We start from the raw sequence: 15,535 nt of genomic DNA, 5'->3' as shown, positions 1-15,535 counted from the left end.
TCAACGGAGCTTTAGTAAATTACTTAGTATTAAGATTTACATCCATTGTTGGATATGGAATATTAATGTTGTTTTCTGTTAGCGCATTTTTGATATTTTCAAGTAACTCCCCTTTTACTGAACCGTAATTTTCATTTAATGTCCAAACTAATACATTAAAATTCATTGAGGAAGCATCTAAGACATCTAACCGGATGGTTGGCTCTTTGCTGGTTAATATATTACTGGTTTTATCAACCGCTTGTTTTAACACTTGGTATACTTTTTGAATATCTGAGTTATAGCCTACATTGATCACTAAATCTAAACGCCTTTCAGGTAAGCGTGTATAGTTAATAATATTGGCACTGACAACCTGACTATTAGGGATCACAACTAGTTCATTGGTAGGGGTAACAATAGATGTTGAAAATATCTGTATGGAATCAATAACACCTTGCTGGCTATTGATGACTACTGTTTCACCGACTTTAAATGGTCGAAAAATAATTAAAATAACGCCTGCTGCAAAGTTAGATAGCGAGCCTTGTAATGCCAAACCAATAGCTAAACCAGCAGCACCAATAACAGCGACAATCGAAGCGGTTTGTACGCCCAATTGACCTAAAACGGCAACTAATGTCATTACCATAAAGGCATAGTACGACAAAGCGCTGACAAATTTAACTACCGTCGGATCAACGTGGCGATTTAATAATATTCGTTTTAATTGCTTGCTAATAAATTTAGCGATAGTTCTACCAATAATAAAAATAATAATAGCAAAGCAAAAATGTGCAATATAGCTAAAAACCACTCCATCGTACCTTTTGATAAACGAAATGGCATGATTTGAAAAATCTTCAAAATTCATCGTATTATCCTCAGTAATCGGTAATAAAAATTTTTAACAAGGTATTGGTTTACCAAATTGATTAAACCAATTGTTTGGCTAATAAAGCCCAACGTGTGTCAAAATTAGTTGTTGGTAGATATTTAAAGCCTGAACGAGAATATCGTGCCATCATGCCCTCACAAAAAGCTAACAATTGGCTAGATAAAATACGCTCATCTGTTATGAATGCAACTCCTTCACGAATTTTTCGCTCACGTAGAACTTGTTTGATTTGGGTTTCAATGCGTTCAAATAGCTGGCTAATACGTTCTTGTAATTGTTCTTGCTCAAACATTAATGCGTGGCCAGTCATAATTCTGGTTAATCCTGGATTTTTTTCAGAAAAACCTAATATCAACGCAAGAATAAGCTGTAAGCGAGTAAATGTAGCAGATTGTTCTTGTATAATCACATTAATACGAGATAACAAGATATCTTCAATATAGACAATTAAGCTTTCAAACATTTTTGTTTTGCTTGGAAAATGTCGATATAGCGCAGCTTCAGAGACACCTACCATTGCGGCTAATTTAGCTGTTGTGATTCTCTGAGTCCCTTCATTGGATTCGAGCATCGTTGCCAATGCTTGTAATATGTCTTCTTTGCGATTTTTATTTTTGCTACTCACGATCATTTTTTACCCGAATGTCCAAATCCACCTTCACCGCGTGCTGACTCAATAAATTCATCAACAATATTAAATTCTGCTTGCACAACTGGAACGATAATTAATTGGGCAATTCTATCACCTGCTTCAATCACAAAAGGCGTTTGGCTACGGTTCCAAACAGGAACAAATAGCTGACCTTGATAATCAGAATCGATTAAACCAACCAAATTACCAAGCACAATACCATTTTTTGAACCAAGTCCTGATCGAGGCAATACTAATGCAGCCAAGCTAGGATCAGCAATATGCATTGATAGCCCCGTAGGTGTTAAGATGGTTTCGCCTGGTTTTATTTCAGTTGTTTTATCAAACATCGCTCGTAAATCAATACCCGCAGATCCTTCCGTTGCATAGGTAGGTAGTGGAAATTCATTCCCCAGTCGTTTGTCTAATACTTTTATATCAATTTTTCTTTTCATCATGACTCGCTTTATATCGTGTTATAACAGCTTGAAGTAACTGTGTTGCTAATTGTTGTTTACTGCTTAATGGTAACGTTTGCTCACCACTTTGCCAATATAGTGTTAATGAATTTTGATCGGAATTAAAGCCAATAGTTTTATCTGAAACATCATTAGCACAAATTAAATCTAAGTTTTTATCGATTAATTTTTTTATTGCATAAGCTTTAACATCATTGGTTTCAGCAGCAAATCCAACAACAAAAGGCCGATGGCTTTTTAGTGCTGCTACACTTGCAACAATATCGGGATTTTTAACTAATTCAATAGTAAGTTCATCGTTATCGCTTATTTTTTTGATTTTTTGCGTTGCAATTGTTTTAGCATGATAATCAGCAACAGCGGCGCAAGAAATAAAAATAGTTGATTTTTGCGCGTGATTTAGTGCTTCATCGTACATCTGTCTAGCGCTTTTAACGTCAATTCGGTTGACATTATTTGGTGTATTTAAATGAACTGGCCCACTAATTAACGTCACTGTTGCACCCATTTGTGCAGCCGCGTTTGCAATAGCAAAGCCCATTTTTCCTGAGCTGTAATTACTAATGTAACGAACAGGATCAATCTCTTCAATGGTTGGACCTGCTGTAATTGTAATAGACAAACCTGAAAGCACCGACTTTTTAGAAAAAAAGTGAGCAATTTCTTCAACAATAGTATGCGGTTCAAGCATTCGGCCTGGACCTATATCTCCGCAGGCTTGATATCCATTATCAGGGCCTAAAATTAGGGTATTTCTTGATGCTAATACTGATAAATTATGTTGAGTTGCTGTGGCTTTATACATTTGTTGATTCATCGCAGGTGCAATAGCAATCGGTGCAGAGCTTGCTAAGCAAATGGTAGAAAGCAGATCATCGGCAATTCCATTTGCCATTTTGGCAATTATATTTGCTGTAGCGGGAGCAATTAGGACAAAATCAGCCCATTTTGCGAGTTCAATGTGGCTCATAGAAAGCTCAGCTGAAGGATCAAATAGATCACTTGATACCGGATTGCCAGATACGGCTTGTAGGGTCATTTTGGTGACAAAATGGCTAGCCGAATCAGTTAAAACGACATGCACTTGCGCACCAGCTTTCTTTAAATGGCGAACAAGATCAGGGCATTTATAAGCAGCAATGCCACCTGTAATTCCTAATAAAATACGTTTACCAGATAAACTCATGAGAAGCTTCCTTCACACCTAAAATGAAAGCGCTATATTACCACAATTAAATTAGATAATAAGTAGCTCTTTTGCGTTGGCTAATGTTGCATCTGTAATTTTATCGCCACCTAATAATCTCGCTAACTCATTTAACCGTCCATCATTGTCTAATTTTTGCATATCTGTGGACGTTTTTTTGCTATTAGTTTGTTTACTAACAAAGTAATGCTGATTAGCTTGCCCTGCTACTTGTGGTAAGTGCGTAACGGTAATAACTTGCGTTGATTGCCCAAGCTCTCTTAATAGCTGCCCTACTTTGGCGGCAGTTGGACCGCTGATACCGACATCAATTTCATCAAAGATTAACGCAGGCGTATCCATTTTTTTTGCCGTTAACACTTGAATTGCTAAAGCAATACGGGATAATTCGCCACCCGATGCGACTTTAGCCAGCGGTTGTGGATTTTGACCGGCATTAGTACTGACTAAAAATGTTACTTGATCAGCCCCATCGCTGTTTAATCGATTTTCGTTAAAAGCAATATCTATACTTAATTGTCCATTTGGCATAGATAATTCATGCATCGTTGCGGTCACGTTTTTCGCTAACGTTTTACTGATTGTTAAGCGTTTTTGGTGTAATTTAGCCGCAATTTCAATAGCAATTTGATGATATTTTTTTATATCTGTTTTCAGTTGCTCGCTTTGCTCATCTTGTTGATTAATTTGTTTAAATTCAGCTAACAAATTTTGATGTAATTCGGGTAGGGTTTCGGGAGATACATGATGTTTGCGAGCTAAAGCAATTTGCTTTGAAATTCGCTGTTCAAGTTGCATGGCGCGAGCAGGATCGAGTTCTAAACGCTCGCTATAGTGGCGCAGTTCATCACTTGCCTCTTTAATTTGGATAGAGGCTTCTTCTAACATGTTATAAACGCTATTTAAGAAAGGGTCGAGTTCAGCTAGTTCTTGAACGCTATTTTTTACGCTACTTAGTAAATTATTAACATTATAATCATCAGTTTCATCTAATAGCATGACTGATTGTTGACTAAGGTTAATTAATTGTTCACTGTTTGATAATCGCTTGTACTCTTCGTCAATTTGTTGATATTCTCCTTCAATTGGCGAAAACTCATTAAGTTCTTTTAACTGATATTGCAAAAGTTGCATATGTGCGTCACGTTCTTGCCGTGAAGCTTCATATTGTTGGTAAGTACGCACTGCATCTTTCCATTGCTTATAAGCTTGATGCATCTGTGTTAGCAGTGTTGGCTCATTCATATAATGATTTAGTAACAACTGTTGATAGTCACTGCGCAAAAGCCGTTGATGTTCATGTTGACCATGAATTTGAATGAGCATCTGCCCCAAATCTTTTAATTGCGAAATAGGTACTGCACGACCATTAATAAAAGCCTTAGAACGTCCATCTTGATTAATAACGCGCCGTAAAATACATTCATTGCCTTCATCAAGTTGGTTTTCACTGAGCCAAGCAAAAGCAGCTGGTGTATCATCAAGTACAAAACTTGCAGAAATATCAACGCGATCTGCACCATAGCGAATCGATGAGGCATCGGAACGATTGCCTAAACATAATCCCAATGCATCAATGGCAATCGACTTCCCTGCACCCGTTTCACCGGTAATAGCGGTCATACCCGAAGTAAAATCGACAAGAAGCTGATCCACAATAGCAAAATTATTAATAGTTAGTTGAGTTATCATAATAAATTAATACATAAGGCTAGTTATAATATTGGCAGTATAGCAGTAAAAGTACTGTAAATAAATACAGGTTAGTGTTTTTGGGAAGGATTTACTATTAGGATATTGAAATGATTATTATTTATTGTATTTTTATTTAGATGATTAATGAATCCAATTATTTTTGAGCACAAGGAATACATTTATTTTTTAATGTTTATGTATATTAAATATCTTTTAAAAACAATTATAAAAATTGGTGTTAGGGTGCTTAGTTAAATAAATTTATCAAAAGAATTATTTAAAACTACGCATTAATTACCTCAAAATTGTAAGATATCGCATTAATTTTATATTTTTCAGGAGAGCTTACTGTAAATTTATTAGGATCATAAAATACGTAATTAGTTCCATGATTAAATGAACTATTGAAAGCAATACCATTAAATTTTCCTACTGATTTTATGAACTCGCATAATAATTGAGTCGGAATGTAATTTATAATTGAGTTATTTGGTAAAATCGGTTTCGATAATTCGCTAGACAAAATTTCTAATAATTCTAAACATGGCCTAATGCATCTGCTTCAAAAGCCATAATTGAAGTATCTTTTTTAGGGTTTGTTAGATCAAGTATATTCATATCCTCACAATTGATATTAAACTTTGAAACATATATAGAACTTGCATTATTGGGTCTAACTTCTGATATGCATGTTTCTAAATTATTAGCGAGGTATAAATAGGAAATTCCTATAGGATTGGCCCTACCTGCAGAAGATGTACCTTTTGGGGGGGATCCCATATCTTCTTTTTTGAGCTCCTTTTCACTTATTCTAGCTCGATAAAAAGTTTGTTTTTTTTGAAATTTTTTTTGTCAATTGTGATAATAGTTCGAAAAATATAGATTCTTTTTGGTTTATATCGAAGATAGAGGAGTAAATAGAGTTTACTGGAAAAAATCTATTTTCATATTTTATTTCATCTTTGAATTGATTCCATTGTTTTGCATAAGATGAAGTATCAAATCTTGGTTTATATTTCTTTTCTCTATATGTTTCACCCAAAATTTTTTGCAAAAGCAATTCGGTTTTATTCATATCTTTGTGAAATATGACATAAGTATCATTAAGCAAAGTTGAAAGAAGGTTTCCATTATTATCTTCTTCAAAACAATCAATGAGAAATTCAAATTTTTCTAAAAGGATGGATGGCTTTAAACATATGCTTTGTTCAGAGGAACAGAAATCACATTTATCTGCTAATTGGCTATTGTTTTGAATAAAAACTTTTAAATGAATATCATTAAAGCAATTAATACAACAGAGATAAGTGATCATATTTATAACGACCTATTCAGGTATTTACAAATTGTTTCTATGTGGTGTTTCATTGAAATCTTTTTTATAACACCTAAACCAGGAAAATGTCGATCTTTATGTAATAATTTTAATTCCTTTATTCCATTAGATTCAATAAATGGATTTATGTGTGAATTTAATAATTGAATAATTTTTTCTAAAGCTTGAATAAATTTTCCTGCAGGATTTGTTGGTGTTTTATCATCTTCGGAAGAAAAATGCCTAACATACATGGAATAATATTCTTCATCATCAATGTATGAAAGATGAATTGTAACTACGAAAGCGGGACCACCATTTTCTGAGTAATTATCGCCAACTATTGTATAATCACCAAAGCCAATTACCTTCGGATGAAATTTTTCAAATGAATTATGCAAATCTGAAAAAAATGACTTATGACTATAATCAGCATTTTTATTTCTTTTCTGAAATGGATCATCCATTAGAATTATATTGTCTAATTGTTCTATTATCATAAGTGGCGTATACCTGTTTATAATTACATAATTAATGTGTGATAAAAGATCTATCTTATCTCGATCTATATCATCATAAACATAAACAGCTTTTTCGGGGAATTGTAAAAAATTAATCGAATCGATTAGTTTTTTATAACTATCAGCAGGGGATGTTACTTTAATGCATGGAATGAAATTGATATCTAATTCTAATAAATTATTTTTTAAATCCTTTATTATATTTATTTTTTTATCTTTGAAATCTCCCATGCAAGGATTGATTATTACAATAGGAATAATGTTATATTCATTCAAAGCATGAATTGTTCTTATAAGCGGAATAAAATTACTTCTTACTGGTTCTATAATAGGCTTAAAATTGTGGGGAGATACGATAGAAGCTAATTCCTTAAGCGCAATTAATTCGTTCTGTTTACCTCGCATGACTGGAAAGTACATATATTTTCCTCATCTATATATTTATTTAAAATATCTAATAAGATATTCTGTTCATTTTTTGTTATATTATAGCAAATGGCGGATGAAATTAAAGAATTAGGTAACTGTTTAATAAAATTAAAGTCATTTGCTCTGTATTTCTTTAAAGTTTCTCTGAATAATACTCTTAGTTTATCAGATGGTATTTCATAGAATTTATCTAAACAATAATCAAATATTTCTGTATTTTTCATTTTTGGAAGTGTTTCAAAAAAAACTTCAACAATATATTTATATTCTTGTACTCTAAGAGATTGCATCATTATTTTACGGTCAATAGAAGTATTAATCATGTTTGCTTTTATTACTTCTTTAATAGCCCCTCTTTCGGTTAACTCCAGAAGACCAACATTTTTGGGTAATAGCGCGCAAATTTTATCAAGGTGTTTATTAGCACAAATAACAAAAACTTTATCAAAAATTTTTGTATAAGAAGATAATTGTTCCGGCAATCTGTTTAATGTATCAAATTCAGTTTTTATTTCATAGCAGGTTGATATTCCATTTAAAATAAGGCAATCAGCTTTGTTTGCACCAACTCTAAATTCAGCTAACATTGTAGCTTTTTCCCCATGACGATTTAAAAATAATTTTTGTGCTATAACATTTTTATAAAAATATTCACCTTTATAATCTTTAGATATTTTTGATAGAGTTAAATCAAATAGTTCTGAAATTTTAACTGGGAGATTATTTGGTACAAGATATTCCTGAATTGTTTTATGGAGAATAGAAAAATCATTTTTAGCTAACGAAGAAATTGCATGACTTGTAAACAATTTCATAGCATCTTTACTTCTTAACATAATTTTCTCAACCATATATTAAATAAAATGAGCACTATAATTAATAATTATGTGCCCTTTAGGATAAGGTTACTATAAATAAAATTAAAAGTTAAATTTTTTTTCATTTTTAGAAGGTAAACTTAATGCTAAAATTTTAACAATTACTATATTTTTCCAAGATCTTCTTAACCACCAACTTCGCTTATCTACAATAAAAGCCCAACAACCAAACAAATCCCTACAACCTTTAAATATTACTATATTTTACTAGCGCAAAAAACTATCACATTGTAAAACATACTCAGAACTCTATACCGTTTAACCATAAAAAATCATGATACCTGATTCATTTAAACTAGCCTTATATAATTACTGCCAATCTTATTTATTCTCCTTTTATCCAAAATTACACAGGAGTATAATTTAATGACTTATTCTTTTAATTATGGAAAAACACAATATGTTCGGCAATAAAACAAATCGCCAAGTAATTATTTGGACAACTATCATTGGTGGCTTTTTCAGTTCATTAGTGAAATGGGGTTCAGAGGTTAATATGCCTCCTCGCTTGCCAGGTGAAATATCGCCACCAGCAGCGCACATTGATGCATGGCTTGGTTGGTTAGGTATTAATTCCCATTCACTGGATTATATTTATCAAGGCGCAAGTGTTTTAGGGGCGGTAACACTTTATCACTGGCTATTTAGTTTCGCTTTTGCCTTTGTTTATGTTGCTGGCGCATATTATTGTAATAAGATCCGCTTATGGTATGGTGCATTATATGGCATTATTATAACTGTTGTTATGCATGGTTTTTTAATTCCGTTACTTGGCTTTCGCCATCCTGCTTATGATGCTGAAGGGACTGTGGGTTGGTTATGGAATTTAAATGGTTATGAGCTTTGGAGTGAAATTCTGGGCCATATTTATTGGGGAGCATCAATCGAAGTGTGTATGATTGCGGTATTAGCCCATTTTTCAAGACCAATTCATGGTAAGTGGCGTCAATAATTGATTTAAATTTAGATCAGTTCATGTTAGATCCTGCTATTAAGCTATAGTGGGATTTTTTATTCTATTTGATATAGAAAAAAACTATATCAACCAATAAAAAACTAGAATTATTCAATATTATTTTTTTTTGTTATCTTTTTATCACTAAAGAAAATAAAAATGGATAAAAAGGAAATAAACATGAATACTGCTGTTATTGGATATCCTCGCGTTGGTAAGCTTCGTGAACTTAAATTTGCAACAGAAGCTTATTTCAAAGGTAATAAAACTCAAGCTGAATTATTAAATGAAGCCAAAGCGCTACGAGCCGAGCATTTAAAACAACAAGCCGATCAAAAAATAGCTTTCATCTCATCTAATGACTTTTCATTTTATGATGCGGTATTAGATACAGCATGTTTACTTAATGTCATTCCAAAACGTTACCAAGATTTAGGCTTACCTGAACTTGACCGCTATTTTGCCATGGCACGTGGTTATCAAGGTGAAAAAGGTGATGTGCGTGCGCTTGCTATGAAAAAATGGTTTAATACCAATTACCACTACTTAGTGCCCGAAATTGAAGATTCAGTAGAAATTAAATTAGCTAGTACTAAACCTTTTGATGAATATCAAGAAGCCAAAGCGTTAGGCGTACAAACCAAACCAGTGGTGATCGGTGCATTAACCTTTTTTAAATTAGCTCAGTATTTAGGTAATAAACAGCTTGTTGATTTTAAAGCTGATATTATTAAAGCTTATCAAGAAATCATCCAAAAATTTACTGCACTTGGTGCTGAGTGGATCCAAATTGATGAACCCATTTTAGTGACAGATCTGAATAAGGACGATATTGCGCTATTTGCAGAGCTTTATCAGGCCATTTTATCGGTTAAAGGGCAAACCAAGATTGTTCTACAAACCTATTTTGGTGATGTACGTGACTGTTATAAAGAGCTTGTTGCTTTACCTTTTGATGGTATTGGCCTTGATTTTGTGGAAGGCAAGCAATCATTAACATTGCTTGAAAATAATGGTTTTCCATCAGATAAAATATTATTTGCCGGTGTTGTAAACGGGAAAAATATTTGGAAAAATAATTATTCAAAAACCTTGGCATTACTTGGTAAAATCAAACAAAAAGCAACCAATATTGTTATTAATACCTCATGTTCACTATTGCATGTGCCTTATACCCTGCAAAATGAAACTAAATTAACGATTCAACAACGTGCATATTTTGCTTTTGCACAAGAAAAGCTACAAGAACTTGCTGAACTTGGTCAGCTATTTAATGAAGCAAATCCAGATAGCCATGCAGCTTATAAAGCTAATCTGACACTATTTACGCGTGAACGCGAAGGCGCAAATCAAACTGTTCGCCAAAAAGTTGCTGCATTAAAAGAGTCTGATTTTACTCGCTTGCCTGAATTTTCGGTGCGTGAAGCAGCACAGAAAAAAGCCTTTAATTTACCATTATTGCCAACAACCACAATTGGTTCATTCCCGCAAACGCCTGATGTACGTTTAAACCGTGCTAAATTCAAAAAAGGGGAAATTTGTTTGAATGAATACACTGAGTTTAATCAACAAAAAATTGCTGAATGCATTAAATTACAAGAAGAAATTGGCATTGATGTGTTAGTGCATGGTGAATTTGAACGTAATGACATGGTCGAATATTTTGGTGAAAGTTTAAATGGCTTTGTCTTTACTGAAAAAGCATGGGTACAATCTTACGGTACACGGTGTGTTAAGCCACCGATTGTTTGGGGAGATATTTCACGTTCTAAGCCAATTACCGTTGAATATTCAAAATATGCTCAAAGCTTGACGGATAAGCCTGTTAAAGGCATGTTAACAGGGCCGGTGACTATTCTAAATTGGTCATTCCCACGTGAAGATATTTCCCAAAAAGAATCGGTGTATCAAATAGCATTAGCAATTGGTGATGAGGTTTTAGATCTTGAAGCGGCTGGCATTAAAATCATCCAAATTGACGAAGCCGCTTTAAAAGAAAAATTACCACTGCGTAAAGCGGATTGGAATAGTGAATATCTTGATTGGGCTATTCCGTCATTTAGATTAGTACATAGCAAAGTTCAAGCTGATACCCAAATTCATACCCACATGTGTTATAGCGAATTTGCCGACATCATTAAAGATATTGATGCAATGGATGCTGATGTTATCTCGTTTGAAGCGTCTCGTTCTAATCTACAGTTAATTGATGTGCTTAAAGCTAATCATTTTAAAACTGAAGTTGGACCTGGTGTTTACGATATTCATTCGCCACGTGTTCCACCTGTGGCTGAAATTAAAGCAACTATTGAAAAATTATTGGCAAAAATTGATAAGCAAAAATTATGGATTAATCCAGACTGTGGTTTAAAAACACGCGGTGAAAAAGAAGTGGTAGAAAGCTTACAGCACCTTGTTCAAGCCACATTAGAAGTAAGAAAAACGCTTAATTAGTGACTATTTTTTACAACGTTGCAGGACTCTTTTGTTAAGACCTAGTACTTTGTTAAACCTTACATTACCGCCGCCTATGTTAGGCGGCGAAATGTCAATAAGGATAATTAGTGACATAACCAATGGATGAGACAAATGAAAACAAATCTACTCTTTAATCAAAAAACAGTGTTCTCCTTTGAAGTTTTTCCACCTAAAAAAACATCGCCTTTAGAAACCATTTATAGCACATTACGTGAACTTGGTTATTTTAAACCTGATTTTATCAGTGTCACCTATGGCGCGGGTGGGAGTTTAAATGGTCAAACCACTATCGATATTGCTCATTCGGTCAAACATACTTATGGGATTGAGAGTGTCGCTCACTTACCTGGGATTAATTTCAGTAAAACCGAGATGCAGAAAATCCTTCACGATCTTAAATGTGCCGGTATTGATAACGTGCTAGCTTTGCGTGGTGACATCAGCCCAAATGTACAGCCTAAAGATGATTTTCGATATGCCAGTGAGCTGGTGAGTTTTATTAAAGAAAGTGGTGATTTTAATATCGTTGGCGCATGCTACCCAGAAGGTCACCTTGAAGCTTCAACATTAAAACAAGATCTAATCCACTTAAAAGAAAAAGTGAATGCAGGCACTGATCAACTGATTTCACAGCTCTTTTTTGATAATGATTATTTTTATGCTTTTTTAGATAAAGCACGTGATATGGGCGTTAATGTGCCGATCGAAGCTGGAATTATGCCAGTAACCAATAAAAATCAAATTGAGCGTATGGTCTCAATGTGCGGTGTAAACCTACCGAAGAAGTTTAAGCAGATGATGGAAAAATATGAACATCATCCAGATGCATTTCGTGATGCGGGTATTGCTTATGCTATTGATCAAATAGTTGATTTGGTTTCGCAAAACGTTGATGGTGTTCATTTATATACGATGAATAATAGTTATATTGCTAGACGCATTATCGAAGCGGTAGCAACGTTATTAGCCGTGCCGAAATTAAAATAGTGTTTGTTTTAAGAAAGATGATTGATGAGTTTGGTAGAATTGGTTGCGGGGGCTGGATTTGAACCAACGACCTTCGGGTTATGAGCCCGACGAGCTACCAAGCTGCTCCACCCCGCGTCAAAGAGGTAGCTATATTATAGTAATAAAATAAAAAAGCAATACCCTTTTAACCCAAAAGCCCTATTTTTAAACAAAAATAACAATATAATCGCTTACATTGATAAAATATAGCTATAACTTAAAATATCTTTACATTGACTAACCCATATAGCTTTTGTATGGTTATCAATAATTGATTTTAATTGAAAGCAAATTTATTTCAGGCCATTTATTCTAAACAAGGAGCGATTGTAGCCCATGAAACAAGTTGGAAAAAAGAAAATGATTTTCTTTTTTAGTCCTGACAATTATTTATCTCAATGGTACCCTTGCCATTTTGTCATTGATAACATTACATTTACTAGTGCAGAGCAGTGGATGATGTATGCTAAAGCATTGTTATTTCAAGATATAGAAAGTGCCAATGCCATTTTATCTATCACTTCCTCGAAAATGCAAAAGCAGCTCGGGCAAGCTGTGCGTAATTTTGATGAAACGATATGGAATAACCATAAGAAAGAAATTGTTTTTAAAGGTAATTATGCAAAGTTTTCTCAAAATGCGGAGCTTAAAAAATCGTTATTATCCACCAAAGAGAAAGTTTTAGCAGAAGCCAGCCCTTATGATAAAGTTTGGGGAATCGGTTTAAGTATGGATGATGAAATGCGATTTAATATGGCCAAATGGCGAGGAAAAAACTTATTAGGTGAAGTTTTGATGGCCGTGCGTAAGGCATTAAAAGAACAATCTACATTAAGTTAATAAACAAGGCGGACTTACTTTTTTAGGTATATTTTTCCCAATAAGTAGGTTTGTATACTCAAATACCATATTACCTGAAGCCTTATCGACAATAATTTACCGCTTTTTCACTAAAGTCTAAAAAAATTATTCTCACTTGGTTGGGTAATTCACCATGAGCAAAACTTTACGAGAGTATAGATAAGATGACCCAAAGGGATCCTCTCGATCCCTTTGGGTTATGGCTCTGGGTTAATGTGTTTCACTAAACGCTAAAAACGTTTAAAACGAGATACAACGCTAAACAATAAAGGTTGCAAAGAGTTAAAAATTTTTCCTGAGTTATGCTACTAGCTATTGTTTAACATAAGCATCTATAACTAATCAAAAAACTTAATCACGCTATTTTAGTGTGATTATTCAGTAACAATGGTAAAGCGCTGTTTAATATGTTTAGCGTTTTCTGCTTCATCAATCATTGCAATGGCATAATCGGCATAGCTAATTTGGCTTTGACCTTTATTATTGAATAACACTTGCTCACCACCAGCTTTATAATGGCCAGTCCTTGCTCCATCGGCAATAAACTCAATAGCAGGGCTTAAATAAGTCCATTGCACATCATCACATTTTCTAAGTTCATCAAGTGCTTTAGCCATATTAGTCGCTAATGGTTTAAATTGATCAGGAAATTCAGGTGTATCGACCAAACGCATAGTATTTTCTGGATTAACGTATAAGCTTCCTGCGCCGCCTACAATTAATAATCGATTAGGTCTATTTTTTAAAATATTAGTAAGGTGTTTTAAGCTAGTTTGATGTAATGGCAATGATTCTGGAGTCCATGTGGCAAAAGCATCGACAATCACATCAAAAGGCTTTAAATCTTCATAAGTCAGCTCAAACAGATCTTTAACTAATACTTTTGCTTTTGGATCGACGTGAGAAGTTGATTTACGTACAATCGCCGTGACATCATGCCCACGTGAAAGCGCTTCTTTAACAATTAATGAGCCTGATTTACCACTTGCACCAATGACAGCAATTTTCATATTTCACTCCTTTTAATGTTTAAATAATTAACATCAACGACATTCAATAACCTAATATTTTCGTTCAATAAATCATAAAGAATGAACGCTAAACGCTAATAATAATTAGCATGATATAGCTTGATTTCAGGTTAACCTTTAAACTTTCTACTGTAAAGTAGGTACTAAATAGTGCTATAGTTACTTTTATGAAACTATTATTGAATTTAAACAATTAAATAATGATAAAATTAAGTGAAGCGTTGCCAATTTGTCCTGTTGAAACCACATTAATGTTAATGGGTGACAAATGGAAAATATTAATTGTGCGTGATTTACTTACGGGCACCAAACGCTTTGGTGAACTAAAAAAATCCCTTACTGGCATATCACAAAAAGTCTTAACTCAGCATTTACGCGCTATGGAAAAAAGTGGCCTATTAACTCGTCAAGTTTATGCCGAAGTCCCACCAAGGGTTGAATATACGTTAACCGAGGTTGGGCAAAGCCTAAAACAGGTGCATGATGCCATGTTAGCGTGGGGAAAGGCTTACAAATTAAGAACGGATGAGTAACCTTTTACCCATCCTTAAATTAATCATGATTAGCTGTCAAATTCTTCACAGCCAAAATAAAACTCATCTGATTTAACATTTTTGTCACGACCGATAAGAATGATACTAGGAAAAGGATTTTCTTCCGTGACTGGGGCAGTATATTGATAATATTGACCTATATCTCCCCAAGATATTTCTTTTTTTAAATCGGCAGGGATTGGGATTGCTGCCATTGATTTGGCAAATGTATCTATATCACCTTTAGCAATCGCATAAAAGTATGAACCACTATCGCCTTGATATTTAATCTGTGACACAGTGGTATTCATTATTTCCAGCGGTTTAGCAAAGTGATACTCTAAATTAATCAGTCCATCTTCTTCTAAATTTTTTACGGTAATGTTTTGCTCGCTGAGTTGTTTAACCACTTTTGCATCACGACCATCAATTGGCGCAACGTTGCATAATAAAGCCGCTTTAAATTGTGACTCAATGGTATTATTTGTTTCGGTCGCTAATGCATATGTTGAAAAGCCGAAAATAAGTAGTGAACTGCATAAAAGTCTGTATAACACTGTTATCTTTTCCTTTTTAAAATCATTATTTCATATTATAAATAACAATAATTGTATTGAATAGCGCTTATCAAAATTTC

The 15,535-nt window shown here is 33.8% G+C and carries 16 protein-coding genes and 1 tRNA gene; 5 read left to right on the top strand and 12 right to left on the bottom strand.

The window, feature by feature from the left end:
- Nucleotides 1–19: 19 nt before the first annotated feature.
- The 9 genes from A9G47_RS12785 to A9G47_RS12750 all read right to left on the bottom strand — a co-directional run bounded on the left by A9G47_RS12785 (nt 20) and on the right by A9G47_RS12750 (nt 7,990).
- Complete coding sequence (locus tag A9G47_RS12785) at nt 20–853, bottom strand: mechanosensitive ion channel domain-containing protein (RefSeq protein WP_065566141.1); 834 nt, start codon at nt 851–853, stop codon at nt 20–22.
- Nucleotides 854–914: 61 nt separating this feature from the next.
- Nucleotides 915–1,508: a nucleoid occlusion factor SlmA gene (gene slmA, locus A9G47_RS12780; RefSeq protein ID WP_065566140.1), complete on the bottom strand. Its 594-nt coding sequence runs from the start codon at nt 1,506–1,508 to the stop codon at nt 915–917.
- Nucleotides 1,505–1,963, bottom strand: a complete 459-nt coding sequence (gene dut, locus A9G47_RS12775) for a dUTP diphosphatase (RefSeq protein WP_065566139.1) — start codon at nt 1,961–1,963, stop codon at nt 1,505–1,507. The genes slmA and dut overlap by 4 nt, the downstream gene beginning before the upstream one ends.
- Nucleotides 1,947–3,173, bottom strand: coding sequence for a bifunctional phosphopantothenoylcysteine decarboxylase/phosphopantothenate--cysteine ligase CoaBC (gene coaBC / locus A9G47_RS12770; RefSeq protein ID WP_065643068.1), 1,227 nt, complete (start codon nt 3,171–3,173; stop codon nt 1,947–1,949). Before coaBC ends, dut begins: the two co-directional genes overlap by 17 nt.
- Before the next feature lie 51 nt (nt 3,174–3,224).
- Nucleotides 3,225–4,886: a DNA repair protein RecN gene (gene recN / locus A9G47_RS12765; RefSeq protein WP_065566137.1), complete on the bottom strand. Its 1,662-nt coding sequence runs from the start codon at nt 4,884–4,886 to the stop codon at nt 3,225–3,227.
- 540 nt (nt 4,887–5,426) lie between these two features.
- Nucleotides 5,427–5,669 carry an RES domain-containing protein gene (locus tag A9G47_RS13720; RefSeq protein ID WP_255309226.1) on the bottom strand — a complete coding sequence of 81 codons (243 nt, stop codon included), beginning with the start codon at nt 5,667–5,669 and terminating at the stop codon, nt 5,427–5,429.
- A gap of 31 nt (nt 5,670–5,700) precedes the next feature.
- Complete coding sequence (locus A9G47_RS13715) at nt 5,701–6,204, bottom strand: hypothetical protein (RefSeq protein WP_081303676.1); 504 nt, start codon at nt 6,202–6,204, stop codon at nt 5,701–5,703.
- 2 nt (nt 6,205–6,206) lie between these two features.
- Nucleotides 6,207–7,145 (bottom strand): sce7725 family protein, encoded by a 939-nt coding sequence (locus A9G47_RS12755; protein ID WP_065643067.1) that lies wholly within the window; start codon nt 7,143–7,145, stop codon nt 6,207–6,209.
- Nucleotides 7,106–7,990 (bottom strand): sce7726 family protein, encoded by an 885-nt coding sequence (locus tag A9G47_RS12750; protein WP_065643066.1) that lies wholly within the window; start codon nt 7,988–7,990, stop codon nt 7,106–7,108. The genes A9G47_RS12755 and A9G47_RS12750 overlap by 40 nt, the downstream gene beginning before the upstream one ends.
- A 442-nt stretch (nt 7,991–8,432) precedes the next feature.
- Between A9G47_RS12750 and A9G47_RS12745 the strand changes: the two genes are divergently transcribed.
- The 3 genes from A9G47_RS12745 to metF all read left to right on the top strand — a co-directional run bounded on the left by A9G47_RS12745 (nt 8,433) and on the right by metF (nt 12,452).
- Nucleotides 8,433–8,984, top strand: a complete 552-nt coding sequence (locus tag A9G47_RS12745) for a YagU family protein (protein ID WP_141674652.1) — start codon at nt 8,433–8,435, stop codon at nt 8,982–8,984.
- A 183-nt stretch (nt 8,985–9,167) separates the two neighbouring features.
- Nucleotides 9,168–11,441: a 5-methyltetrahydropteroyltriglutamate--homocysteine S-methyltransferase gene (metE, locus tag A9G47_RS12740; RefSeq protein ID WP_065643064.1), complete on the top strand. Its 2,274-nt coding sequence runs from the start codon at nt 9,168–9,170 to the stop codon at nt 11,439–11,441.
- 135 nt (nt 11,442–11,576) lie between these two features.
- Nucleotides 11,577–12,452: a methylenetetrahydrofolate reductase [NAD(P)H] gene (gene metF / locus A9G47_RS12735; RefSeq protein ID WP_065643063.1), complete on the top strand. Its 876-nt coding sequence runs from the start codon at nt 11,577–11,579 to the stop codon at nt 12,450–12,452.
- 40 nt (nt 12,453–12,492) lie between these two features.
- On the opposite strand, the gene A9G47_RS12730 is transcribed toward metF, so the two are convergent.
- Nucleotides 12,493–12,569 (bottom strand) — tRNA-Met (locus tag A9G47_RS12730).
- A 240-nt stretch (nt 12,570–12,809) separates the two neighbouring features.
- On the opposite strand from A9G47_RS12730, the gene A9G47_RS12725 reads away from it, so the two are divergent.
- Nucleotides 12,810–13,313, top strand: coding sequence for an NADAR family protein (locus A9G47_RS12725; protein ID WP_065643062.1), 504 nt, complete (start codon nt 12,810–12,812; stop codon nt 13,311–13,313).
- Between the two features lie 395 nt (nt 13,314–13,708).
- On the opposite strand, the gene A9G47_RS12720 is transcribed toward A9G47_RS12725, so the two are convergent.
- On the bottom strand, nt 13,709–14,344 hold the full coding sequence (locus A9G47_RS12720; protein ID WP_065643061.1) for an NAD(P)-dependent oxidoreductase: 636 nt from the start codon (nt 14,342–14,344) through the stop codon (nt 13,709–13,711).
- 221 nt (nt 14,345–14,565) lie between these two features.
- Between A9G47_RS12720 and A9G47_RS12715 the strand changes: the two genes are divergently transcribed.
- On the top strand, nt 14,566–14,898 hold the full coding sequence (locus A9G47_RS12715; protein ID WP_065643060.1) for a winged helix-turn-helix transcriptional regulator: 333 nt from the start codon (nt 14,566–14,568) through the stop codon (nt 14,896–14,898).
- 29 nt (nt 14,899–14,927) lie between these two features.
- Here A9G47_RS12715 and A9G47_RS12710 read toward each other — a convergent pair whose 3' ends face one another.
- Entirely contained in the window at nt 14,928–15,455 is a 528-nt protein-coding gene (locus A9G47_RS12710; protein ID WP_065643059.1) for a hypothetical protein, read from the bottom strand.
- Nucleotides 15,456–15,535 lie beyond the last annotated feature (80 nt).

This window comes from Gilliamella sp. WF3-4 (assembly GCF_001690275.1).
GTDB lineage: Bacteria > Pseudomonadota > Gammaproteobacteria > Enterobacterales > Orbaceae > Gilliamella > Gilliamella apicola_C.
The sequence above is the reverse complement of the archived record's forward strand: the minus strand, read 5'-3'. Positions and strand labels throughout refer to the sequence as shown.

Excerpts from the sequence above, each read along its gene's own strand:
- A9G47_RS12755 (WP_065643067.1), bottom strand. The coding sequence starts at position 7,145 with ATGTACTTTCCAGTCATGCGAGGTAAACAGAACGAATTAATTGCGCTT.
- slmA (WP_065566140.1), bottom strand. The coding sequence starts at position 1,508 with ATGATCGTGAGTAGCAAAAATAAAAATCGCAAAGAAGACATATTACAA.
- metE (WP_065643064.1), top strand. The coding sequence starts at position 9,168 with ATGAATACTGCTGTTATTGGATATCCTCGCGTTGGTAAGCTTCGTGAA.
- metF (WP_065643063.1), top strand. The coding sequence starts at position 11,577 with ATGAAAACAAATCTACTCTTTAATCAAAAAACAGTGTTCTCCTTTGAA.
- A9G47_RS12720 (WP_065643061.1), bottom strand. The coding sequence starts at position 14,344 with ATGAAAATTGCTGTCATTGGTGCAAGTGGTAAATCAGGCTCATTAATT.
- A9G47_RS12750 (WP_065643066.1), bottom strand. The coding sequence starts at position 7,990 with ATGTTAAGAAGTAAAGATGCTATGAAATTGTTTACAAGTCATGCAATT.
- A9G47_RS12745 (WP_141674652.1), top strand. The coding sequence starts at position 8,433 with ATGTTCGGCAATAAAACAAATCGCCAAGTAATTATTTGGACAACTATC.
- A9G47_RS13715 (WP_081303676.1), bottom strand. The coding sequence starts at position 6,204 with ATGATCACTTATCTCTGTTGTATTAATTGCTTTAATGATATTCATTTA.
- coaBC (WP_065643068.1), bottom strand. The coding sequence starts at position 3,173 with ATGAGTTTATCTGGTAAACGTATTTTATTAGGAATTACAGGTGGCATT.
- A9G47_RS12725 (WP_065643062.1), top strand. The coding sequence starts at position 12,810 with ATGAAACAAGTTGGAAAAAAGAAAATGATTTTCTTTTTTAGTCCTGAC.
- A9G47_RS13720 (WP_255309226.1), bottom strand. The coding sequence starts at position 5,669 with ATGGGATCCCCCCCAAAAGGTACATCTTCTGCAGGTAGGGCCAATCCT.
- dut (WP_065566139.1), bottom strand. The coding sequence starts at position 1,963 with ATGAAAAGAAAAATTGATATAAAAGTATTAGACAAACGACTGGGGAAT.
- A9G47_RS12785 (WP_065566141.1), bottom strand. The coding sequence starts at position 853 with ATGAATTTTGAAGATTTTTCAAATCATGCCATTTCGTTTATCAAAAGG.
- recN (WP_065566137.1), bottom strand. The coding sequence starts at position 4,886 with ATGATAACTCAACTAACTATTAATAATTTTGCTATTGTGGATCAGCTT.
- A9G47_RS12715 (WP_065643060.1), top strand. The coding sequence starts at position 14,566 with ATGATAAAATTAAGTGAAGCGTTGCCAATTTGTCCTGTTGAAACCACA.